This window comes from Paracoccus suum, from assembly GCF_003324675.1.
GTDB classification, from domain to species: domain Bacteria; phylum Pseudomonadota; class Alphaproteobacteria; order Rhodobacterales; family Rhodobacteraceae; genus Paracoccus; species Paracoccus suum.
On the sequence record NZ_CP030918.1, the window covers coordinates 2,900,092 to 2,923,117 of the forward strand.

Sequence of the window (23,026 nt, forward strand, 5' to 3'; positions counted from 1 at the left end):
CCCCTACAGTGTTCGCACCAGCCGCAGGGCATCATGCACCGCGGCATGGATGTTGCGCGATGCGACAGCATCGCCGATGCGCCAGAGGCGAAAATCCTCTGCCGAGCCATTCGCCCCGGGCTGCGGGCGACCGGCGAGCAGTGCGGCGTAATCGACCGCGCCGCGGTTCGCCGACAGTGGCTTCAGTTCCAGATACAACTCATCCAGCGGGGCCGTGCCGTGGTTGACGACGATCTGGTCAACCTCGCGCAGTTCCTCATGCGGGCCGTAATCGGTGCCGATCCGAGCCTGGATCAGGTTGCCCGCCCGGGCCGCGCCCAACAGACGCTGCGCGACAGTCAACCGCACGCCCAGTGGTTGCAGCGCCTTGATCCAGGGCGAGAGGTTCATGCCCATCACCTCGGGTGCAAAGGTGCGGTCGGGGGTCATCACTTCGACTGCGCCGCCCGCAAGGGCGATCACCTCGGCTGCGTGCAGGGCTACCATGTCGCCGGCATCGTCGAACACCAGCACCCGCTGGCCGGGGGCAACATCGCCCGAGATGATGTCCCAGGCGGTCACGCAAAGACCCTCGCCCCCCGCCATCGGCACGTCCTGCGCCAGGCCGCCGGTGGCGACGATCACCACCTCGGGCCGCAGCGCCATGACGTCGTCCGCCTCGGCCAGTAGGTTGAACTGGAACTGCACGCCAGTGGCGAGGCATTCTGCCATGCGCCAGTCGATGATGCCCATCAACTCGCGCCGGCGGGGGTGACGTGCGGCCAGCCGGATCTGGCCGCCGGGGGCGTCGGCCGCCTCGAGCACTGTAACTTGATGGCCGCGCAAGGCGGCAACTCGCGCCGCCTCCAGCCCCGCCGGGCCGGCGCCGACCACCACCACCCGCAGCACTTCAGGAGCCGGCGCGATCTCGTGCGGCAGCGACAACTCGCGCCCGGTCGAGGCGTTGTGGATGCAGAGCGCCTCCCCGCCCTGATAGATCCGGTCGAGGCAATAGTTGGCGCCTACGCAAGGGCGGATGCGATTCTCCTGCCCGGTGCGAACCTTCTCAACGATGTCGGGGTCGGCGATATGGGCGCGGGTCATGCCGACCATGTCGAGCAACCCCGCGGCGATCGCGTGACGGGCAGTCGCCACATCAGGGATGCGCGCTGCGTGGAATGTCGGCAAGCCGACCTCGGCCCGGACCCGACCGGCGAAATCCAGATGCGGGGCTGAGGGCATGCCCATCAGCGGAATAACCTCGATCAGCGCCGGGTCGGTTTCGATCCGGCCGCGGATGACGTTCAGGAAATCGACCTGTCCGCTGTCCCGCAGCCGTCTGGCAATGGCGAGGCCGGTATCGGTGTCGATACCGCCGGGCGCGCCCTCGTCTGCTGAAAAGCGAACACCGATGAGGAAATCCGGCCCGACCCGTGCCCGCATGGCACCGATCACCGCGTCCGAAAAGGCCATCCGCGCGGGCAGATTGCCGTTCCACGGCGCCTCAAGCTGGTTCAGGCGCGGCGACCAGAAGGCGTCCAGCAGATGGCCGTAGGCCTCAAGTTCGATCCCATCCATGCCGGCGGCGGCCATGCGTTCGGCCGCATCCGCATAGTCGGCGATGATCCGGTCAAGGTCCCAATCCTCGGCCAGCTTGGGAAAACTGCGATGCGCCGGCTCGCGCGTGCGCCCGGGCGCGACGACCGGCAGCCAGTCGCCGCGGTCCCAGCGGGTGCGCCAGCCAAGGTGGGTCAGCTGGATCATGACCGCGCAGCCATGTGCGTGGCAGGCATCCGTCAGCGCGCGCGTCCAGGGCACGACCTCGTCCATATAGGCCAGCACATTGCCAAAAGCTGGCGGGCTGTCGCGGCTGACCGAGGCGCTGCCGGCAGTCATGACCATCGCCACTCCACCCCGTGCCCGCGCCTCGTGATAGGCGCGGTAGCGATCCTTGGGCATCCCGTCCTCGGTATAGGCCGGCTCATGTGCGGTGGTCATGATCCGGTTCTTCAGCACCAGATGCTTCAGCCGGTAGGGCTGCAGCAACGGGTCGCGGCTGGCGGGCGCGGCATCCGGGGAGGTGGCAAGCTCAGGCATGGCGTCGATCTTTCGCGGCTGGCCCGAATCAGCGTGGCGTGCCGGCGCGGCGTGCGCAAGCAAGCCGATGGGACCATGGCCATCGACAATCGCGCGCAGTCATGAACCATTCCGCCATCGCCGCGCCGGAGCAGGGAGAAAGAGACATGAAATTGCTGCGTTATGGTCCAAAGGGGCAGGAACGCCCGGGCCTGCTGGATGCGGGCAGCGTGATCCGCGATCTGTCGGGCCATGTGGACGATATCGCCGGGGCCGTGCTGACGCCGGAGGGCCTGGCCCGCCTCGCGGCGCTCGACCCCTCGGCCCTGCCTGCGGTGCCGGGCAATCCGCGCCTGGGGCCCTGCGTCGGGCGCGTCGGCAAGTTCGTCTGCATCGGCCTCAACTATGCCGACCATGCCGCCGAGACGGGCGCCCCCATCCCGTCCGAGCCGATCATTTTCAACAAATGGACCAGCGCGATTTGCGGTCCCGATGACGATATCGAAATTCCGCGCGGATCGACCCGCACCGACTGGGAAGTCGAGCTGGGCATCATCATCGGCACGCCCGGGCGCTACATCACGGCCGAGGACGCGCTGTCGCATGTCGCGGGCTACTGCGTGGTCAACGATGTCAGCGAGCGCGACTGGCAGATGAATCGCGGTGGCACCTGGGACAAGGGCAAGGGCTTTGACAGCTTTGGCCCGATCGGGCCGTGGCTGGTGACGCCCGACGAAGCGGGCGATGTTGGCCGGCTGGCGATGTGGCTGGACGTCGATGGCCAGCGCATGCAGAGCGGCAGCACCGAGACGATGATCTTTGGCGTCGCCGAGATCATCGCCTATTGCTCGCAATGCATGTCGCTGCAGCCGGGCGACGTGATTTCGACCGGCACGCCGCCCGGCGTCGGCCTCGGCCAGAAGCCGCCCCGGTTTCTGCGCGCGGGCGAGGTGGTGCGGCTGGGGATCGAGGGGCTGGGCGAGCAGACCCAGCGCGTCGTTCAGGCGTGAAACCGGGCGGCGCGGGCCGCCCCGATCCCTTAGCTGAGGCCCAGCTTGCCCCGCAGGGTCGACAGGTCCTCGGCAAGCGTGTTGACTGCTGCGGACAGCACCTTGCGGTCGGCATCGGTCAGCTTGTCATAGGTCATGTAGCCATCACCCTCCTTGTACTTGGCAAGGATGGTGTCGACCTTGGTGAAATTGGCGTCTACGGTCTTGAGGAAGTCGGGCTCGGCCTCGGCGATCAGCGGGCGCACCAGTTCGACGATCTTTTGCGCGCCGTCGAAGTTGCCCTTGAAGTCCCACAGGTCGGTGTGGCTGTAGCGGTCTTCCTCGCCCGAAATCTTGGTCGCGGCGACCTCCTCCATCAGCACGGCCGCGCCGCCGACGACTTTTTCCGGCGGGAACGTCAGTGCGCCGATGCGGCCATGGAGGTCCGTCACATCGGCCAGCAGCTTGTCGGCCACGGGCTCCAGCCCCTCGGTCGAGCCCTTTTCCCACAACCCGTACTCTATGCGGTGAAACCCCGGAAACTTGGGGTCCGCCTCGGCGCCTTCATAGTCGTCGGCACGGCTGTCGATGGACACGTCGAGGTCGGAAAACAGCTCAGCGATCGGCTCGATCGCCTCATAGGGCAGGCGCGTGCGCGGAAACAGATACTTGGCCTTTTCGACGTCGCCGGCCTTGATGGCGGTCACGAACTCGGTCGTCCCCGCCAGCAGTTCGTCGGTTTTTTCGGTGACGTAGATCTTGTAGTCGGCAATCGGCTCGACCAGCGCCAGCGGGTCAACCTCGGCCGATGCAGCGCCCCCAAGGACGGCGAGCATCGTGGTTCCGGCAAAGAGAGATTTCAGCGTCATCAGTCCGTCCTATCCTTGGGTGGCAGTCTGGACGGGCGCCGCGCGCAAGGCCGCGATCAGCGTTCGTCCCAGGTAGTCGTCGGCATCGCGCATCCCCGGCAAGGTAAAGAAATACCCACCACCGGTCGGCTTGATATATTCCTCCAGCGGCTCACCATTCAGCCGGTTCTGGACGGCGATAAAGCCCCGGTCGAGGTCCGCCTGGTAGCAGATGAACAGCAGCCCTTGGTCCAGCTGGCCCGATCGGGTCACGCCGGCCGAATAGTTGAAGGGGCGGCGCAAGATCAGGCTGGCCTCGTCCCCCGGCCCGCGCGGGTTGGCGAGGCGGATATGGCTGTCCAGCGGGGTGCGCGCGCCGTCGCGGTCGGCGGCATAGTCGGGCACGTCGAACTCGGTTCCGTCCGGCCGGTCGAGAGGCGCACCGCTGATGCGGCGGCGGCCAAAGATCGCCTCCTGCTCGGCAAATGGCGTGCGGTCCCAGCGCTCGACAAAATTGCGGATCAGGCGCACCGCCTGGTAGGTGCCGCCCGTGGCCCAGGCTGGTTCCGCCCCACCGCTGCCGACCCAGACGATGCGGTCCATCAACGCGGAATCGCCGCTGTCGGGATTGGCCGAACCATCGCGAAAGCCGAGGAAATTTCGCGCGCTTTCGGCGACGCCGTCCGGGGTCCGGGCGATGACCGGGACGCTGCCTTCCTGCTTCCAGTTCAATACCAGCCGGTCGGACATCGTCTTCAGGACATCGCGCAAGGCATGGATCGTCGTGTCCTGCGTGTTGGCGCAGATCTGCAGGCTAAGGTCGCCATGGCAGCATTGCGCGTCCAGCGCGTCGTTCGGAAAGGACGTCATCCGCGACAGGCAGGCGGGCCGGTGCGGGGTCAGCCAATCCAGCCGGTCGAACAGCGACGCGCCCAGCGATACGGTGATGGTCAACGCATCGGGATGCAGCACCGGCCCGAGGATACCGCTGTCAGCCGGCGGCAGACCGGGGTCCAGTTGCGGCACCGGCCCGCCCGCGGTCAGGAACGCAATGCGCGAGGTCAGGCGCTTGAAGGTCTCCTCCAGCTCGTCCGGCGTCTCTGCGATCAGGTCAAAGCTGGCGATCATGCCATGCGCCGGGCGCGCGGTGGTGATACCGGCCTGATGCGGGCCGTAGGGCGAGACGTGGTCGCCCTGCGTGGCGCGGTTCGCCTCGGGCGCGTCGGTCACGCTGTGGACCGGCGGTTCTGGGGTCGCGCCGGCCGGCGTCTGAGCGCGGGCCATGCCGGCAAAGGGACATGCCGCGAGCAGGCCCATCGCGCCGAGCACGCCGCGGCGGCTGGTCTGCAGGCCGGTCTTGGGCGTCTCGTTGCCCATCAATTCAACCCGATGGCCGGGTTCATGGCGGCAATGGCCTGGTCCAGCGCGGCAAAGCGGGCGGCCAGATCAGCACGCGCAGCCTTGTCCAGATCGCCATGGCCTGGCTGCGCGGTCAAACTGGCTACGCTGCCCTGCGCGTCAACCAGCGCCTTGTCATAGGCCGTGGCGACATCCGGCGCGGCCTCGGCCACCAACACCCGCATCAGTCCGGCCGATTTGGCGATGCCGTCGAGGCCGGCCGCAATGTCCTGCAGATCGCCGCCCGACCAGCGATCCTCGCCCGCGGTGATCTGTCCTGCAGACAGGTGGCCCGCCTGACGCGCCGCTGTCCCCGCAAGTTCGGCCGGGGCAAGTTTCAACTCACGCAACCGGTCCTTGAGGGTGGTGACATCCGCCAGCAGCCGGGCCGAGACCGGGGCCAGCCCCTCGGTGCCGCCCTGCCCCTCGGCCCACAGGCCGTATTCGATGCGATGAAAGCCGGTAAAGTCGGGGTCAGCTTCGCGTTTCGCCAGGTATTCCGGCAGCGGATCGATGCTGTTTTCGAGATCGGCCATGCGCCCGGCCACCGCCTCGATGCGCTTGTAGGGCGCGCGGGCCTCGATCCAGGCGGTGCGGGCGGCGGCCTGATCGCCTGCCTTGATCGCGGCGTCGAGCTGGGTGACTGCGGCCACGAGCGCCGAGGCCTGCCCCGCCAGATAGACCCGGTATTCCGACAAAGGTCCGACAAACGCGGCCATGGGCGGCGCCGCACTGGCGACATCCGAGGCCTCGGACCGGGTGACTGTCAGGGTGCCGCGCGGATTGGACAGCAGCCCGCAGGTGATCTGATAGCTGCCCGGGCTGAGGCGGCCGGTTACCAATGCATGGAAACCCGGGGCGATATTCTCGCGCTCCTCGACGACCATGACGCCGTCCAGGATTTCCCACTCGATCGTCCGGTCGGATTCGTTGTGAATCTCGAAGGTGGTCGGGCCCGCGGGCACAGTGAAATCCGCGGGCTCGCAGGTGTTCTGACCGACGCTGACTTTGTGGACGTTACCACGCTCTGGCCCGCTGGCCGTGCGGGTGGCGGCATAGAACGCCCCAGCCCCAAGGACCACCAGCAGAGCTGCGCCGCCAACGGCGAGCGGAAGCATGCGTCCCGGCGCGGACGCGGTCATGACCGGGCCTCGACTGGCAACGGCCGAGCCATGGCAGGCGGACGAAGGTTCGAAGGCCGCAGGTAGAGCGGCAGCGTGACCGCGAGATAGGCGGCCCAGACCAGCACCTCGCCCACGGTCGGGGTGTCGTCATAGCCGAGGATGCCGGCCAGCACCGTGCCGAACACGCTGGAGGTCGGCAGCATCGCGCTGAGGTCCACCACCACCAGCTGCAGATGGTTCCAGACCCCGGCCTCGTGCAGGTTGCGCATGACGCTGGCCAGCAGGCCGGCGGCGACGAACAGGATCAGGATGCCGGTCCATCGGAAGAACAGGCGCAGGTTGATACGCACCCCGCCGCGATAGATCAGCAGGCCGACCAGGATCGAGACCGCGACCCCGGCCAAGGCGGCCAGCGGCATCATCGGGCCAGGGCTTTGCTGGAAGATCGCCAGCAGGAAGAACACCGATTCCAGCCCCTCGCGGGCGGTGGCAAAGAATGCCATTCCGAGCAGCGCCCAAGTGGCGCCGGTCGGCGCCGCCAGCGCGCGGTCGACGCCGCCCTGCAGCCCGTCCCGCATCGAAACGGAGGCGCGGCGCATCCAGAATACCATCCAGGTCAGCACGCCCACGGCGATCAGTCCGACCACCGCCTCGAAGGCCTCTTGGGCTTTTTGCGGGAACTCGCCGCTGAGGGTCAGCAGGGCAGCGCCGGCGAATAGCGACAGGGCGATGGCCAGCAGAACGCCGATCCAGATCACCGGCAACCAGGCGCGACGGCCGGTGCGGTGCAAGTATGAGGCGATGATGCCGACGATGAGGGCAGCCTCGAGCCCCTCGCGCAACATGATGAGGAATGGTGCGAGCATCAGAGGTGCCTCGCGGGTAAGTTGGAACCGGACATCAGCGCATCTCCATGCACGCCGCGCTTCGACCCAAAACGAATCAAGGGTGAAGTCCTACGTAATTAGTCGACATTCCACCAGCGCGCAAATTACGCAAGCGGGCGCAGCGTCGCGCCTGCGGAATAATTGCGTGATCAGGATCAGTTATCGCGCCAGGAGGGGCGCCGAATGGCGCGGGCGCTACGCCAGGCGGCGGTCGAGCGAAGGCCGCAGGCGTCTGAGCGGCCAAAACGAGGCAGCTGTTGCCGCGACAATTCACGAGCCAGTCGCCCAGCCATCCGTGCCTGGAAAGACCGGCTTATTTGGGTGTGTCAGTTCGTGGCCTCACCACCAGGGCGAACGTGCCCTTTCGCCGGGCCTACAAATCCGTGCTGTTGGGCAGGATCACAAGATCGCGGATCACGACATTGCGGGGGCGGGTCAGCATGAACAGCACCGCCTCGGCGACCTCGCGCGGCTGCATCAGGCTGCCGTTCGCCAATGCCTCTTCCATCTTGGCCTTGGGCCAGTCGTCCAGCAGCGCTGTCACGACGGGGCCGGGCAGCACCGCTCCCATGCGGATGCCATGCTGGCTGACCTGGCGGCGCGTGGCATGCAGGAACGCCTGCACCGCGAATTTCGAGGCGGTGTAGATCGGCTCCCATACCACGGGCACGACGCCGGCGACGCTGCTGGTAAAGATGATGTCGCCGGTCTTGCGCTCGATCATCGCGGGCAGCACGGCCCGCACGCTGCGGAAGGCGGCGTTGATGTTGAGGTTCAGCATCCGGTCCCAGGCGTCGGGGTCCCCCTCGGCCGCGGCGCCGCCGATATAGGCCCCGGCATTGGCATGAAGGATGTCCAGCGGCGCGCCGAGCAGGCCCTCGATCTGCCCCAGCATGCCCGACACCTGCGGCCCGTCCAGCAGATCGATTACCAGCGGATGCGCGGCCGGTCCCAACTCGGCGCACAGCGCCTGCAGCCGGTCCTGCGCGCGGTCGATCAGCACGACCTGCGCGCCGGCCTCGATCATGATGCGGGCACATTCCAGACCGATCCCGGAGGCGGCCCCGGTTACGGCCGCCGTCTTGCCCTGCAAATCTACGCTCATCACCCCAGTCCCTTTATGCGCGGCCGTGGCTGGCGCGCGAGCGCCGGGCGAGTGAGTCGACGATCACCGCGATGGCCAGAACCGCGCCGGTGATCATGTAGCGCAGGGACGAGCTGAGGTTCAGCAGCGTCAACCCGTTCGAGATCGCCTGGATGACCAGGATGCCCAGGAGCGCCGACCAGGCCGAGCCGCGCCCGCCGAAGAGCGAGGTGCCCCCGATCACCGCCGCCGCGATGGCGTTCAGGTTCACGTCGCCGGTCCCGGCCTGCTGGCTCGCGCTGGCGAGGCGCGAGGCAGAAAATACCCCGCCCAACGCCGCGAAAGTCGAGCAGAGCATAAAGGCCGAGGTGCGGATGCGGCGGACATTGATGCCCGACCGGCGCGCGGCCTCGGCATTGCCGCCGACCGCGAACAGCGAGCGTCCCCATTTGGTGCGTGTCAGCATGTAGTGCATGATGACGACGAACAGCACGAACACCGCGAACATCCACGGAATGCCGCGCCCCTTGCTGAGATAGAACACCGCCGCCAGCAGCGCCGCGGTCAGCAGCGCCGCCTTGGCCAGCACGACGGTCATTCCGCCACTGGACAGATCGGCCGCGGCGCGCGCTCGTTCCGTCCGCAACCCGGTCAGGATCAGGACCGCGCCGGGCACGATCGCCAGCAGGTAGGACAGCCAGTCGGGCATGATCATGATCTGCCCGAACTTCACCAGCGGCGAGGCGTAGGGCAGGTTGATCGAACCGGTCGGCCCGAGGATGTAAAGCTGCAGCCCCAGCAACGCGAGCAGACCCGAAAGGGTGGCGACAAAGCTGGGCATCTCGAAGCGGTTGCGCAAAAAGCCGTAGATCCCCCCAACCGCCATGCCAGAGACGATTGCGGCCGCGATGGCGACCACGACCGGCAAGCCGCTGTTGACCCACAGCACGCCGACGATGGCCGAGGCCAGCCCGCTCATCGAGCCGATGGACAGGTCGATCTCGCCCAACAGCAGCACGAAGATCACGCCGAGCGAGATCAGGCCGACGGCGGCGGCGTCGAACAGCAGGTTGACTAGGTTGTTGGGCGCCAGGAAAACTGGGTTCAGCGTGCTGAACACGACCGAAATGATCAGCAGGCCGGCCACCACGGGAAGCATCCCCAGATCGCCCGAGCGCACGCGGTCGACGAAGGCGTGCATGGCACCGGAAAGGCCCTCGTCATGGCGCACGCGGACATCGGCGCGGTCCAGCCGCGGGGTGGTCGGGGTCGTTTCGGGATCGGTCATGTCAGGCCTCTACCGTCTGCATCTTGCGGGCCTCGCGGCGCGATACGGAATTGTCGGCAAGGCCGGTGATGGCGGCGACCAGCGACTCGTGCGGGCTGTCGGCGGTGAACTCGCCATTATTGCGGCCGAGGCGCAACACGACGATCCGGTCGGCGACCGCGCGGACATCAGCCATGTTGTGTGAGATCAGGATCACGCCATGGCCGCGGTCGCGTACCCGCTCGATCAGGTTCAGCACCTCGGCCGTCTGGGCGACGCCGAGCGCGGCGGTCGGCTCGTCCAGCATGATGATCTTGGGGTCGAGCAGCAGCGAGCGGGCGATGGCGACGGTCTGGCGCTGCCCGCCGGAGAGCGAGGCGATGGGCTCGCGCACCGAAGGGATGCGCGCCGCAAGTTCGCGCAGCAGTTTCCAGGCGCGGACCTCCATCTGGACCTCGTCCAGTGCCCAGGGTCCGACCTCTTGCCCCAGGAAAAGATTGGCCACGACATCCAAGTTCTCGCACAGGGCAAGGTCCTGAAAGACGGTAGCGATGCCCATGTCGAGGGCCTTGGCGGGACTGTCGAGGGTAACCTCGCGATCCAGAAAGCGGATGGTCCCGGTGGTCGGCTGGTGCACGCCGGCCAGGATCTTGACGAGGGTCGACTTGCCGGCACCGTTGTCGCCGACCAGCGCCACGACTTCGCCGGCACGAACCTCAAGCTCGATGTCCGACAGCGCGGTCACGGCGCCGAACTGCTTCGAGACCCCGCTGAGGCTGAGAAGCAGATCGCCCTTGCGCGAGCGTTCCGAGGGTGTTGCTGCCATGTCGTTCCCCGTCTTTTGCACGGGCCGCGAGGCAATAGCCCCGCGGCCCGCAGGTTCTTTTTATTTCTTGATGCCGGCCGCATCGCAGGCGGCGGCATATTCGCCAGTGCAGACCTGGTCGTAGGTCTGGACGCCCTTGTCAAAGATCTCGGCTTTGATGTTTTCCTTGGTCACGACGACCGGCACGAACAGCTGCGATGGGGTGTCGTAGAGGGTGGCCTTGGCCTCGGGCGCCTTGCCCTCGACAAAGCCGACCGCGATTTCAGCAGCGGCGCGGGCCACGATCTCGGACGGTTTCGAGATGGTGTTGTACTGGTCACCCGACAGGATCAGTTGCAGCGCCGCGATGGTCGCGTCGTTGCCGGTGACCGGCGGGATCGGCGTGACGCCAGCCGCCTTCAGCGCGGCAATGGCGCCCCCGGCGGTGCCGTCGTTGGCCGCGGCGATTCCCTTGATCTCGTCGCCAAACCGGGTGATCTGGCCGGCGGTCCATTCCTGGGCCTTGGGCGGCGCCCATTCGGGCGTGTCGTATTCGGCCAGCGTCTTGTAACCCGAGGCCGCCAGCGATTCGCGCTCGCCGTCGCGGATCAGGCCGGCGGCGGCGTCGGTGGCCGAGCCGTTGATCTGCAGAACGCCCGCACCGTCGGGAACGCCCGCAGCTTTCATGTGATCGACCAGCGACTTGGCGATAGCGGCGCCGATTCCCTTGTTGTCGAACGAGACGTAGTAATCCGCCGGCTTGTCCGGGATAGGCCGGTCATAGGCGATGATCTTCACGTCCTGCGAATGGGCAATCTCGACCAGGGCGGCGGCGGCGGCGCTGTCCACGGGGTCAAGGACGACGACCTTGGCGCCCTGCGCGATGACCGAGTTGAACTGCTGCTGCTGCAGCGCGGCGTCGCCATTCCCGTTCTGGTAGATCACCTGGCAATCGGCGCAAAGCTCGGCCATGGCGGCCTTGAAGCCGGGGAAATCATGCTCCTCATAGCGGGTCGAGGCCTGGTCGGGCATCAGGAACGCGACCGTGGCGCCGGCCGCCATCGCGCCACCTGCCCCAAGAATGCCTGCGGCGAGCGCCGCAGCGGCCGCGATCGTTGTAGTGGTTTTCATCTGAATCCTCCCTGTAGCGCTTGCACCAAGCAGGTTTGCCGCGTTAGCGCAATCACTACCTCTCGCGCGCCCTGCCGGCCGCCCAGTCGCCCGCCGAGCGTTGTGCCAGATCGCACGCCTGTCAAGCTGTGTACATTGGCGATAGCGGCAAATTCGGCGTCGGCTAACCGGCCGCGTGGAACGACGCCCCAAGCGTGAATGTCCTGAGCACCGATGAACCGCGTGTCGCACCGCCGAGGGAACATATGCGTGGTCGAAGGCTTATGGTCCTTAGTGCCAAATTGACCCACACTGAACGACTGAGGCCCTGATCATCGCTGGACCGCCGAGCGGTCTTGACGGCGCCCCGGGCATGTTCCGCGCGCTTCGCGGGTGGGGGGCGACAGACCAGACAAGGGAACCGATCCATGAAACGCATGACCATGCTCGCCGCCGCGACGCTGTTCGGACTGGCCGGGGCGGCCGGTGCCAAGGATATCGTCGTCTCTTCCAAGATCGACACCGAGGGCGGCCTTCTGGGGAACGTGATCCTGCTCGCCCTGCAGAATGCCGGAATGCCGGTGCAGGACAAGCTGCAGCTGGGCGGGACGCCCATCGTGCGCGACGCGATCACCTCGGGGCAGATCGACATCTATCCCGAATACACCGGAAATGCCGCCTTCTTCTTCAACGAAGCTGACAGCCCGGTGTGGAAGGACGCGGCCAAGGGGTACGAGCGCGCGGCCGAACTGGACAAGAAAAAGAACAAGATCATCTGGCTGAAAGCGGCACCCGCGAACAATACCTGGGCGATCGCCGTGCGCGAGGACCTGGCGACGGCCAGCAACCTGCGCACGATGTCGGACCTCGGCAAATACGTGGCTGGCGGGGGCGAGATCAAGCTCGCTGCCTCGACCGAGTTCGTGACCTCGCCGGCGGCCCTGCCGGCGTTCCAGACCGCGTATGGCTTCACGCTGAAGCCGGACCAGCTGGTGCAGCTATCGGGCGGGGATACCGCCGCGACCATCGCCGCAGCCGCGCAGCAGACCTCGGGCGTGAATGCCGCAATGGTCTATGGCACCGACGGCGGCATAATTCCCGCCGGGCTGGTGGTGATGGAGGACGACAAGGCGGTCGAGCCGGTCTATCAGGCCGCCCCCATTGTCCGCGAGGAGGTGCTGACCGAGCATCCGCAGATCGCCGAGGTGCTGAACCCGATCTTCGAGGGCCTGTCGCTCGAGACCTTGCAGGATCTGAATGGTCGCATTCAGGTCGGGGGCGAGCCGGCGGCGACCGTCGCCAAGGACTACCTGACCAAGCAAGGCGTGCTGAAGTAAGGGCGCCGCGGTGCCGATTGGGGCTGCTGGTCCGCACTGGTCCAAAGCGTTGTCAAAGGGCCGCCGGCCTCGGACCCATCAGGTGACAAGCTGCCCATGACAGACCTGCCCTATTCCACGCCAGCGGCCGCCGCCGCGGCGCCGCGGATCAGCCGCACCGGCGTCCTGTTCGCGGCGCTCGGCGCGGCCGGGCTTGCGCTGCCGCTGGTCCAGTTCAAGCCCAACCGGATCGTCGCCGGCGAGGGCATGCGGCTGCCCGATGCGCTCCCCGCCGCGCTGGGCTGGGGCCTGACGGCAGCCCTGGTCGCTGCGTTGCTGGCCGGGCTGTCGCCGCGGCTCGCGTTGCCAGCGCGACTGGCCTTGGGGTTGGCGGGGTTGCTGGCCACGGTCGTCGCGTTGGGCGTCTCGGCGGGCTACCTGATGCCCGAGGGCAATACCATCGCTCGCGTCGCGCCTTCAGCCGGCTTCTGGCTGCTGACATTGGCCTTCGCGTTGATGGTGGCGGATGCGCAGTCGCGCATGCATCTGCCCCTGCGCCGCCGCTGGCTGATGCTCGGCGCGGCCATAGTTTCGGCAGCACTGATCCTGTCGTCCGGACTGCTGGACGGCACGTCGGTCATGCGCGAATACGCCGCCCGCGCCGATCTGTTCGGCCGCGAGGCGGTGCGCCACCTGCTGCTGGCCTTCGGCTCGCTGGGACTGGCACTGGTTGTCGGGCTGCCGCTGGGGATCGCCCTCTATAACCGGCCCGGGTTGCGCGGCCCTGTGCTGGGTACGCTGAACCTGCTGCAGACCATCCCCTCGCTGGCGCTTTTCGGGATCATGATCCCCCTGCTCGGCTGGGTGGCGCTGCACCTGCCGGGCGCGCAGGCGTTGGGCGTTTCCGGCATCGGCCCCTTTCCCGCCCTGATCGCGCTCTTCATCTATTCGCTGCTGCCGGTCGTGTCGAACACCGTCGTCGGGCTGGCCGGCGTCTCGCCCGAGGCGCGGGACGCGGCCGTCGGCACCGGCATGACCGAGCGCCAAATCCTCACCGGAATACTGCTGCCACTGGCCCTACCCTCGATCATCGCAGCGGTGCGGATCGTGCTGGTGCAAAACATCGGCCTCGCGGTGATCGCCGGGCTGATCGGCGGCGGCGGATTTGGCACCTTTGTCTTTCAGGGCCTCAACCAGACCGCCATGGACCTGGTGTTGCTGGGCGCGCTGCCGACCATCGCGCTGGCGCTGGTGTCCGGCGTCTCGCTTGACCTCGCGGTCGAGGGCCTTGAGCGGGGCGCCGCATCCAGGGGCAGCCCATGATCGAGATCCAGAACCTGACCAAGCGGTTCGGCGATCAGACCGTGGTCGACAATGTCAGCCTGACCATCGACAGCGGCCAGATCGCCGTGCTTGTGGGCAGTTCCGGCTCGGGCAAGACTACCCTCCTGCGCTCCGTCAACCGCATGGTCGAGCCGACCTCGGGTCGCGTGCTGATCGACGGCGTCGACACCGCGACGATCCGGCCCCATCTGCTGCGCCGCCGGATCGGCTATGCGATCCAGGGGCACGGACTTTTTCCGCATCGCACGGTCGCGCAGAACATCGGAACCGTGCCGCAACTGCTCGGCTGGCCCAAGGCGCGGATCGCGGCGCGAGTGGACGAGTTGCTGGAGCTGTTCCAGATGGATCCGGCCGAATACCGGGGCCGCATGCCTTATGAATTGTCCGGCGGCCAGCAGCAGCGAGTCGGCGTTGCCCGCGCGCTGGCCGCGCGGCCGGATCTGCTGCTGATGGACGAGCCGTTCGGCGCACTGGACCCGGTGATCCGCGCCAAGGCTCAGGACGATTTGCACGAGGTGCAGCGACGCCTCGGCACGACGCTGCTGCTCGTCACCCATGACATGGAGGAAGCGATTGCCCTCGGCGACCGGATCGCCGTCATGGACCGTGGGCGGCTGCTTCAATATGCGCCGCCGGCGCAGATCCTGACCGAGCCGGCGACGCCCTTTGTCCGCGCCCTGATCGGCAAGGGAGAGCGGCCGTTCCGCCTGCTGTCGCTCGGCTGCGTCGCGGATGTTGTCGAGCCGGGCGACGCCGCCGGGCCGCCCCTGCCCCGCACTGCCAGCCTGCGCGATGCGCTGGCCGAGTGCCTGTGGTCCGGCCGCGCTGCGCTGCCGATCGAGGGCGGTGGCGTGGTCACGCTGGCGAGGTTGCAGGTTCTGGCCGGCGGTGGGCGCGCCGAGGCGACCAATCCCGCGGGACACGCCCGCGACGCTGCAGGCGGCGCATGAGGGGGCAACTCGCCTTCGGCGCTGCGGTGCTGTTTCTGGCCCTGTTCCTGCTGTCGCCACAGAGCTTTGCGCCGCTGCTCGCCCCGCTGACCAGGAACGGCGCGCCGCCGGTCTATACCCAGACCAGCCTGCTGTCGCTGACCGCCTCGCATTTGGCGCTGGTGGCGGCGGCGGTCCTCGCTTCTAGTGCGGTGGGGATCGGCCTCGGCATTTTGGTGACGAGGCCCTCGGGGCGCGAGTTCCTGCCGCTGGCGCGCACCTTCACCGCCGTCGGCCAGACCTTTCCGCCGGTTGCCGTGCTGGCGCTGGCGGTCCCGATCCTGGGTTTCGGCGCCCGCCCGACCCTGATCGCACTGTTCCTCTACGGGCTGCTACCGGTGTTCGAGAATACGCTCACCGGCCTGACAACCCTGCCGCCCGAGGTGACCGAGGCAGCGCGTGGCATGGGTATGACCCCGCGCCAACGCCTGTGGCGGGTCGAGATGCCGCTGGCGCTGCCGATCATCCTTGCCGGGGTGCGTCTGACCGCGGTCATCTCGCTGGGGACCGCGACCATCGGATCGACCGTCGCGGCGCATACGCTGGGCGAGGTCATCATTGCCGGGCTGCTGTCCTCGAACACCGCCTTCGTCGTGCAGGGCGGCTTGATTGTCGGCCTGCTGGCAATCCTGATCTACGACGTGTTTCAGCGCCTCGAACGGGCGGCCGCCCGGCGGATCGGCCTGATCCGCGGCGCGTAACGTCCAGAGAGCGGCCCATCGTCCTGACAGGGGTTGCCCCGGCCCGCCGCTACGGGTTCATTCGCCCGCGCGCCGCGCTGGCGCAGGGTTTGCACGGCTGGAGGATTGCCTGATGAGGAACCGGATGATCAGCGAGCTGCGCATCGCGGCCGATTTCGACGCATTGGCGGCGCTGACCGATCCGGGCCAGCCGTGGACCCGGCGCAGCTTTACCCCGATGTTCGACCGCGGCCGCGACTGGGTCAGCCGCGCCTTCGCCGACGCCGGGCTGACGGTCCGGACGGACGCCGCCGGCAACATGATCGGCCTGCGCCCCGGATCGGACCCAGCCGCGCGCGGCACGATCCTGCTGGGCAGCCACACCGATACGGTCCCGGGGGGCGGACGCTTTGACGGCATCGCGGGCGTCATCGCCGCGCTCGAGATAACGCGCGCGCTGGACGAGGCGGGCGTCACCCTGCGCCATGATCTCGCGGTGGTCGACTTCCTCGCCGAGGAGGTGTCAGGTTTTGGCGTCTCCTGCATCGGCTCGCGCGGGATGGCGGGGATCATGCCGTCCGAATGGCTGGATCGCACTTGGGAGGGGCGCAGCCTGCGCGAGGCGATCACCAGCGTCGGCGGCAACCCCGAGGCGCTGGGCGGCGCGTTGAGCGAGCCGCTCAACGGGCCGCTGCGCGCCTATCTTGAACTGCATATCGAACAAGGCACCCGGCTGGAGCGGGCCGGTCTCGACCTGGGGCTGGTGCGGGCTATTGCCGGCATCACGCGGATCGAGATCACGGTGAAGGGCCGCCCCGACCACGCCGGCACCACGCCCATGGATGCGCGCGACGATGCCCTGGTTACGGCAGCCCTGCTGGTGGGCCAGCTTCGCGCCGAAGGCGCCCGGACGCGCGACGGCCGCCACTTCACCACCACGGTGGGCGAGTTCGAAATCTCGCCCGGCGCCGCCAACGTCATCCCCGGCCATGTGCGCATGCTTGTGGACGCACGGGCCGAAGCACGGCCGGACATGGAGGCTTTCATCGCCTGGACCGTCGACTTGGCAGAGGCCACGCCGGGCGTCGCGGCGCGCGTCATCTCGGACAATCCGCCGGTGCCGATGGATGAAGGCTTGCTGGCAGCGCTGACGGCGGCGGCCGACGCAGGCGGCATCAGCCACATGCCCCTGACCTCGGGCGCGGGCCATGACGCCGCCTACATGGCCCGGCTGGGTCCTGCGGCCATGGTATTTGTGCCGTCCAAGGACGGCCGCAGCCATTGCGCCGAAGAATGGACCGAGATCGAGCAGATCGCGCTGGGGGCAGAGGTGATCGCCCGCGCTGTCATCGCCCTCGATCAACAGGACGCCTGAGGGCGGGCGCGGCGGCGCAACGAGAGCCGCCGCAACCGATCAACCCGGGCAGGCCGCGCCGGTGTCGATCCACGTCCGCGTCAACTGGCCAAACACTTCCTGCGTGCCGGGCGCCGGGGTGCGACCCTCTCCCGGGTCCCAGCCCCAGCCGACGAGGCCGTCGTGGGCGTTATGCTCGTAGATCGCCTCCAGGTCCTTGCCGCCGTTGCGGGCGGGGTCCTTGATCTGCTCGCAGATGTCGCGCAGCGACACGCCCTGCCAACCCATAGAGACCGGCGCCAGCTGCCACGGATCGTGCCCGGGGATCGAGCCCGGCTCGGTCGCGAAGCTGACGTTCTCGGTCCCGTGGCAGGTGTTGCAGTTGAGGCCGGTTGGACCGAAATCCGCCTCGCCGCGGACCATCGCCGGGCTGTGCGGATGCATGTCATCACCCTGTGACGGGCCGCCGGTCACCGGGTGGCAGTTGAGACAGCGCGGATGCGTAAGGACCTTGCCCATCTCCTCAAAGATCGCGGCCGAGCGGGTGGCGTCATCGCTTCCAGTGATTTCGTCCGGCCCACGCAAGTCGGTCGCCATGGCGGTAGCCACTGGGCCGGTCTCCGGCGTGGCGAGCGCGGTCTCGGGTGCCTTGGCGGGGGCCGTCTCGCCGGCCGCTTCGGACGAAGATGGCGGTGTCGCGGCCTCTCCCGGTGCCGGGGGAGCAGTTGCTGCATCTGCAGCCGGGGCAGCGGTCGGAGCGTCCGGACTGGCAGGCACCGCCGCGGATGTCCCTTTGGAGGTCGCCACCGCGGTGGGCGTCTCCTTGGTGGCGACCGCGGGCGCCGCTGCATCCGGCGTCGCCCCGGTTGCACCGGCCGGCGACATCCCGGTGGTCTCTGGCGCGGCAGTGGTTGGCGAGGTCGCGGCAGCAGGTGGCGCTCCAGGTGCAGGGGTCCCCGAGGTCTCGGTGCCGCTCCCAGCGGGCGCAGCCGCATCGGCCGCTGACCCTGCGGGGGCGGGCGCTCCTGTCGTCATCGGGGCGGCAGCGGGCGCGGCGTTCTCGGGGGCAACGGGTTGCGGGGGGCTACCCTCCGGCGCAGGAGTCGCCGGCGCAGTGCTCTCCGGGGTGGTTATCGATGGCGTCGTAGAGGGCGGCGCCGTTGCCCCGGACGTTGTCGGGGCAGCATCGGCTGCGGGCGGCGGTGTCGCTGCGTCGGCCGCAACCGGGGCCGCCGTTGCCGCATCCTGTGCATAGGCCGGGGACAGCATCGCGGGGGCGGCGATCAGCGCCGCGATCAGGACGGGGCGCATCATGCGATCTCCTCCGACAGCATCGGCAGGGCGCGCGTCGCCTTTCCGGTCAGCGCGCGCCAGGCGTTGGCGACCGCGGGGCCGATGGGCGGCACCCCGGGCTCGCCCACGCCGGTCGGGTCGGCGTCAGTCTTGATGATCTCGACCTCGACCCGGGGCATCTCGGCAATCCGCAACATCCGATAATTGTTGAAGTTGCTTTGCACCACATGGCCGCCCTCGCCAAAACGCACAGCGTTGAAGAGCGCGGTCCCGAGGCCAAAGCCGATCCCGCCCTCCATCTGTGCGCGGACGATGTTCGGGTTCACGGCGATCCCGCAATCGACCGCGCACCAGACGCGGGTGACGTGGGGATAGCCGGTGCCTCGATCCTCGACCTCGGCGATCTGGGCGACATAGGTGCCGAAGGACTTGGCGTAGCCGATGCCATAGCCTTTCTCGCCCTGCTTGGCTCCCTTCCAGCCAGCCATCTCGGCCACCTTCTGGATCACCACTTTCTCGCGGCCGTCGGGCAGCAGGTCCAACCGGCCCTGCACCGGGTCCTTGCCAGCGGCCTGCAGCAACTCGTCCATGAACATCTCGGTCGCGAAGGCGGTGTGCGACGAGCCGACCGACCGCCACCAGAGGACGGGGATCAGGGTTTCGACATTGGCGAGCGCGATGCGCTTGTTCGGCAGCGCGTAGGGCAGACCGATCGACCCCTCGACCGAGGTGCTGTCGACACCGTCCCGGACCATCATCGGCTCCATCGGCGAGCCGGCGGCGATGGACTTCGTGGCGACTAGGTTCTGCCAGCCGACGATCTTGCCCTCGGCATCGACCGCACCGCGAAAACGATGGACCGACATGGGACGATAGTAGCCGCCGCGGATGTCATCCTCGCGCGTCCACATCAGCTTGTAGCTGCCGGGGCCCCCGGCCTTGGCGACCTCGGCCAATTCGACGGCGAGGTGGGCGTCAGGTGTGGCGCGACGGCCGAAGCTGCCGCCGGCCAGCATCACATCGATAGTGACTGCCTCGGGGGGTAAGCCCAAAGTCTGGGCGATGGCCGGCTGGTCAAAGGTCGGGAACTGGCTGCCAAAGGCGGCATGCGCCTTGCCGTCGCCAAGGGTGATGACGCCGTCCAGTGTCTCCATCGGTGCATGGGCGAGAAAGGGAAAGCTGTATTCCGCCTCGACCACCGTCACCCCCGGCGCGTCCATGGCGGCCAGATCGCCAGCCGCCTCCGCCTCGTGAAGCTCGCCATCGAGGGCGGCAACATGGGCGGCCAGCAGCGCGGCACTGTCGCGCGTCTCGGCCCCGGACGTGTCCCAGGTGACCTTCAGCGCCTTGCGCCCCTTCAGCGCGGCGAAGGTGTTGTCGGCATAGACGGCGACCCCTTGTGGGATGGTTCTGACGGCCTTCACGCCCGCGACGGCGAGCGCGGCTGTGTCATCGACACTGCCGACCTTGGCCCCGAAGACATCGGGATGGGCGACGACCACGACCTGAAGCCCCTCGGGATACTGGTCGAGGGTAAAGATTGCCTTGCCGTCCGATTTCTCGGCCGTGTCCAGCTTGGGCAGGTCGGTCCCGATCAGAACCCACTGGTCGGGCGTCTTGAGGGTCGGCGCCTCGGGGGCGGTTTGCTGAGCGGCGGCCTCGGCGAAGGCGCCAAAGCCGGATTCCTTGCCCGAGGGATGGGCGATACGGCCCTTGGCGACCGTAATCTCGGCCGCAGGCACGCCCCATTCTGCGGCAGCGGCGGCGACCAGCATCGCGCGCGCCTGCGCGCCGGCCCGACGCATCTGGACAAAGCTATTGGCGATGGCGGTCGAGCCGCCGGTGCCCTGCGCCCCCATCAGCAGGTTGGCATAAAGCGGCGTATTCGCCGGGGCGAGCGCGCCGCGCATCTGCGCCCAGTCGGCATCCAGTTCCTCGGCCACCAGGGTGGCAAGGCCGGTCAGCGGGCCCTGGCCAAACTCGATATGCTTGATGACGACGGTGACGGTATCGTCGGGCGCGATCTGCACGAAGGCGTTCGGCGGGATCGGCGGCGGGTTGGCCGCGGATGGCGCCGCCGCCTCCTGCGCCATGACGCGCATCGGCAGTGGCAGCGCCATCGCGATCACCAGACCGGCAGATGCGCGCAGGAAGCCGCGTCGGGATGTCTGAACAGTCATGGCTCAGCCCTCCAACGTCTTGGCGGCGTCGTGGATCGCCGCACGGATACGGTGATAGGTGGCACAGCGGCAGACGTTGCCAGCCATGGCCTGGTCGATCTCCTCGTCACTCGGCGCGGGCAACTGTTGCAGCAGCATCGTCGCGCTCATCACCTGGCCGGATTGGCACCAGCCGCATTGCGGCACGTCGATCGCCCGCCACGCGGCTTGGATGGCATCGTATTCGGGGCCGGACATGCCCTCGATGGTGGTGACCTCGGCGCCGTCCAGCGCCTTGATGGGAGTGATGCAGGACCGGCGCGGCATGCCGTTCAACATCACCGTGCAGGCACCGCATTGCGCGACGCCGCAGCCGAACTTGGTGCCGGTCATCTTCAACTCGTCGCGCAGCACCCACAGAAGGGGCGTGTCCGGATCGAGGTTGAAGTCGTGGGATTCGCCGTTGATGGTGATGGTGGTCATGGCTGCCTCATCGCGTAGGGGGCGCAGGTCTGGCTATGGACTCAGGCCCCAACGCTAGGACCGGAGGTGCGGTTTGTCGACGCGCGACATTTGTTGCAGCGATGGATCGCCCATTGCGGTCGCACGCGAGTGCGCCGGCGCGCCGTCAACCGCGGGGGAGGATAAAATAGGTTTGGGCACGCGGCATGAAGGCCGGGAACAATCGCGGTAGCGCGTGGTTGCGTCGCACGGCCCGGCGCGCGCAAGGTTCATCGGCCCCGCCGGCCGCCACTGATCTCGCACGGGATTTGTGCAGCCAAGAAGGAGGCCGAGATGGAGCGCGTTCCCACGCCGCAAACTGCCAGCCCGCCCGCGACCGGCGCTGCGGCGACATCGCCGGTGCGCCTGACGATCAATGGCATGGACCAAGCGCTGACCCTCGATAATCGCGTCAGCCTGCTGGACCTGCTGCGCGAGCACCTGCATCTGACGGGCACCAAGAAGGGTTGCGATCACGGCCAGTGCGGCGCCTGCACGGTAATCGTCAACGGCAGGCGGATCAATTCCTGCCTGACACTCGCCGTCATGCATGATGGCGATGAGGTTACTACCATCGAGGGCATCGGAACGCCCGATCATCTGGACCCGATGCAGGCGGCCTTTGTTGCCCATGACGGCTATCAATGCGGCTACTGCACGCCGGGCCAAATCTGCTCGGCCCGCGCGGTGCTGGAGGAAATCGCGGCGGGCATCCCCAGCCATGTCACGGGCGATCTGAACGCCCCGCCGCCCCTCAGCGCCGAGGAAATCCGCGAGCGGATGAGCGGCAATCTATGCCGCTGCGGCGCCTATGCGAACATGCTGGAGGCGATCCTCGAGGTCGCCGATACGCAAGGGTTGCCGGCATGAAGGCATTTTCCTATGAGCGGGCGAGCAGCCCGGCGGACGCCGCGGCACGCGCCGCGCAAATTGCCAATGCGCGCTACATCGCCGGGGGCACCAACCTTCTGGACCTGATGAAGCTGCAGATCGAGGCGCCGAGCCACTTGATCGACGTGAACGGCATCGGCCTCGACCGGATCGAAGAGACGGCGGAGGGCGGCCTGCGGATCGGCGCGCTGGTGCGCAACACCGATCTTGCCGCCGACCCGCGTGTGCGACGCGATTATCCGGTGCTGACCCGGGCGCTGGTCGCGGGCGCCTCGGGTCAGTTACGCAACAAGGCGACGACGGCGGGCAATCTGCTCCAGCGCACCCGCTGCGTTTATTTCTACGACCCCAACATGCCCTGCAACAAGCGCGTCCCCGGCTCGGGTTGCAGCGCCCTGGCCGAGGGGGCGGTCTCGCGCCAACTCGCTGTCATTGGCACCTCGGACGCCTGCATCGCGACCCACCCCTCGGACATGGCGGTGGCGATGCTGGTCTTGGACGCGGTGGTGGAAACCGTCCTGCCCTCGGGCGAGACGCGCGTCATTCCCGTGGCCGATCTGCATGTCTTGCCGGGTGACACCCCGCATATCGAGACCACCCTGCGCCCCGGCGAGTTGGTTACCGCCGTGACCCTTCCGCCGCCGATTGGCGGCAAGCAGAGTTATCGCAAGGTGCGGGACCGCGCGTCTTATGCATTTGCGCTCGTCTCCGTCGCGGCAATCATCCAGCCAGACGGCAGCGGCCGGATCGCACTCGGCGGGGTCGCGCCCAAGCCTTGGCGCCGGGACGACGCCGACGCCGCCCTGCCCAAGGGCGCGACCGCGGTGATGGAGCGATTGCTGGCGGGCGCGCGTCCGACCGAGGACAATGCGTTCAAGCTGCTGCTGGCCGAACGCGCACTGGCGGCAACGCTGGCCGAAGCGAAGGAGTAA

General features: G+C 67.9%; 20 protein-coding genes. 8 read left to right on the forward strand and 12 right to left on the reverse strand.

Going from position 1 to position 23,026, the window contains the following annotated elements; genetic code table 11:
* Positions 1 to 3 precede the first annotated feature (3 nt).
* Complete coding sequence (locus tag DRW48_RS14145) at positions 4 to 2,076, reverse strand: NADH:flavin oxidoreductase (RefSeq protein ID WP_114077593.1); 2,073 nt, start codon at positions 2,074 to 2,076, stop codon at positions 4 to 6.
* 146 nt (positions 2,077 to 2,222) lie between these two features.
* On the opposite strand from DRW48_RS14145, the gene DRW48_RS14150 reads away from it, so the two are divergent.
* On the forward strand, positions 2,223 to 3,065 hold the full coding sequence (locus tag DRW48_RS14150) for a fumarylacetoacetate hydrolase family protein (protein WP_114076987.1): 843 nt from the start codon (positions 2,223 to 2,225) through the stop codon (positions 3,063 to 3,065).
* Positions 3,066 to 3,094: 29 nt separating this feature from the next.
* Here the strand turns inward: DRW48_RS14150 and efeO (DRW48_RS14155) are convergent, their stop codons facing one another.
* The 8 genes from efeO (DRW48_RS14155) to DRW48_RS14190 form a co-directional block, all read right to left on the reverse strand.
* The gene (gene efeO, locus DRW48_RS14155) at positions 3,095 to 3,913 is read right to left on the reverse strand and encodes an iron uptake system protein EfeO (protein WP_114076988.1); all 819 of its coding nucleotides are present in this window, start codon (positions 3,911 to 3,913) and stop codon (positions 3,095 to 3,097) included.
* A 9-nt stretch (positions 3,914 to 3,922) separates the two neighbouring features.
* Positions 3,923 to 5,269: an iron uptake transporter deferrochelatase/peroxidase subunit gene (gene efeB / locus DRW48_RS14160; protein ID WP_114076989.1), complete on the reverse strand. Its 1,347-nt coding sequence runs from the start codon at positions 5,267 to 5,269 to the stop codon at positions 3,923 to 3,925.
* Complete coding sequence (gene efeO, locus DRW48_RS14165) at positions 5,269 to 6,432, reverse strand: iron uptake system protein EfeO (protein WP_114076990.1); 1,164 nt, start codon at positions 6,430 to 6,432, stop codon at positions 5,269 to 5,271. The genes efeB and efeO (DRW48_RS14165) overlap by 1 nt, the downstream gene beginning before the upstream one ends.
* Positions 6,429 to 7,280, reverse strand: a complete 852-nt coding sequence (gene efeU, locus DRW48_RS14170) for an iron uptake transporter permease EfeU (protein WP_114076991.1) — start codon at positions 7,278 to 7,280, stop codon at positions 6,429 to 6,431. The genes efeO (DRW48_RS14165) and efeU overlap by 4 nt, the downstream gene beginning before the upstream one ends.
* Before the next feature lie 394 nt (positions 7,281 to 7,674).
* The gene (locus DRW48_RS14175; RefSeq protein ID WP_114076992.1) at positions 7,675 to 8,406 is read right to left on the reverse strand and encodes an SDR family oxidoreductase; all 732 of its coding nucleotides are present in this window, start codon (positions 8,404 to 8,406) and stop codon (positions 7,675 to 7,677) included.
* A gap of 13 nt (positions 8,407 to 8,419) precedes the next feature.
* On the reverse strand, positions 8,420 to 9,673 hold the full coding sequence (locus tag DRW48_RS14180; RefSeq protein WP_114076993.1) for a sugar ABC transporter permease: 1,254 nt from the start codon (positions 9,671 to 9,673) through the stop codon (positions 8,420 to 8,422).
* Between the two features lies 1 nt (position 9,674).
* The gene (locus tag DRW48_RS14185; protein WP_114076994.1) at positions 9,675 to 10,478 is read right to left on the reverse strand and encodes an ATP-binding cassette domain-containing protein; all 804 of its coding nucleotides are present in this window, start codon (positions 10,476 to 10,478) and stop codon (positions 9,675 to 9,677) included.
* Between the two features lie 60 nt (positions 10,479 to 10,538).
* The gene (locus tag DRW48_RS14190) at positions 10,539 to 11,588 is read right to left on the reverse strand and encodes an ABC transporter substrate-binding protein (protein WP_114076995.1); all 1,050 of its coding nucleotides are present in this window, start codon (positions 11,586 to 11,588) and stop codon (positions 10,539 to 10,541) included.
* A gap of 407 nt (positions 11,589 to 11,995) precedes the next feature.
* On the opposite strand from DRW48_RS14190, the gene osmF reads away from it, so the two are divergent.
* The 5 genes from osmF to DRW48_RS14215 all read left to right on the forward strand — a co-directional run bounded on the left by osmF (position 11,996) and on the right by DRW48_RS14215 (position 17,271).
* Positions 11,996 to 12,904 (forward strand): glycine betaine ABC transporter substrate-binding protein OsmF, encoded by a 909-nt coding sequence (gene osmF, locus DRW48_RS14195; RefSeq protein ID WP_114076996.1) that lies wholly within the window; start codon positions 11,996 to 11,998, stop codon positions 12,902 to 12,904.
* A 96-nt stretch (positions 12,905 to 13,000) separates the two neighbouring features.
* Positions 13,001 to 14,206: an ABC transporter permease gene (locus DRW48_RS14200; RefSeq protein WP_114076997.1), complete on the forward strand. Its 1,206-nt coding sequence runs from the start codon at positions 13,001 to 13,003 to the stop codon at positions 14,204 to 14,206.
* Positions 14,203 to 15,177 (forward strand): ABC transporter ATP-binding protein, encoded by a 975-nt coding sequence (locus DRW48_RS14205; protein WP_114076998.1) that lies wholly within the window; start codon positions 14,203 to 14,205, stop codon positions 15,175 to 15,177. The genes DRW48_RS14200 and DRW48_RS14205 overlap by 4 nt, the downstream gene beginning before the upstream one ends.
* Positions 15,174 to 15,917 (forward strand): ABC transporter permease, encoded by a 744-nt coding sequence (locus DRW48_RS14210; RefSeq protein WP_114076999.1) that lies wholly within the window; start codon positions 15,174 to 15,176, stop codon positions 15,915 to 15,917. Before DRW48_RS14205 ends, DRW48_RS14210 begins: the two co-directional genes overlap by 4 nt.
* A 112-nt stretch (positions 15,918 to 16,029) precedes the next feature.
* A complete protein-coding gene (locus DRW48_RS14215; RefSeq protein ID WP_199286117.1) occupies positions 16,030 to 17,271 on the forward strand; it encodes a Zn-dependent hydrolase in 1,242 nt (413 codons plus the stop codon).
* A gap of 39 nt (positions 17,272 to 17,310) precedes the next feature.
* On the opposite strand, the gene DRW48_RS16530 is transcribed toward DRW48_RS14215, so the two are convergent.
* The 3 genes from DRW48_RS16530 to DRW48_RS14230 form a co-directional block, all read right to left on the reverse strand.
* Positions 17,311 to 17,847 carry an Isoquinoline 1-oxidoreductase subunit gene (locus DRW48_RS16530; RefSeq protein WP_114077594.1) on the reverse strand — a complete coding sequence of 179 codons (537 nt, stop codon included), beginning with the start codon at positions 17,845 to 17,847 and terminating at the stop codon, positions 17,311 to 17,313.
* Positions 17,848 to 18,560: 713 nt separating this feature from the next.
* A complete protein-coding gene (locus DRW48_RS14225) occupies positions 18,561 to 20,723 on the reverse strand; it encodes a xanthine dehydrogenase family protein molybdopterin-binding subunit (protein WP_114077001.1) in 2,163 nt (720 codons plus the stop codon).
* A 3-nt stretch (positions 20,724 to 20,726) separates the two neighbouring features.
* Positions 20,727 to 21,185 carry a (2Fe-2S)-binding protein gene (locus tag DRW48_RS14230; RefSeq protein WP_114077002.1) on the reverse strand — a complete coding sequence of 153 codons (459 nt, stop codon included), beginning with the start codon at positions 21,183 to 21,185 and terminating at the stop codon, positions 20,727 to 20,729.
* A gap of 312 nt (positions 21,186 to 21,497) precedes the next feature.
* On the opposite strand from DRW48_RS14230, the gene paoA reads away from it, so the two are divergent.
* Both paoA and DRW48_RS14240 read left to right on the forward strand, forming a co-directional pair.
* Positions 21,498 to 22,073: an aldehyde dehydrogenase iron-sulfur subunit PaoA gene (gene paoA, locus DRW48_RS14235; protein ID WP_114077003.1), complete on the forward strand. Its 576-nt coding sequence runs from the start codon at positions 21,498 to 21,500 to the stop codon at positions 22,071 to 22,073.
* On the forward strand, positions 22,070 to 23,026 hold the full coding sequence (locus DRW48_RS14240) for an FAD binding domain-containing protein (protein WP_114077004.1): 957 nt from the start codon (positions 22,070 to 22,072) through the stop codon (positions 23,024 to 23,026). The genes paoA and DRW48_RS14240 overlap by 4 nt, the downstream gene beginning before the upstream one ends.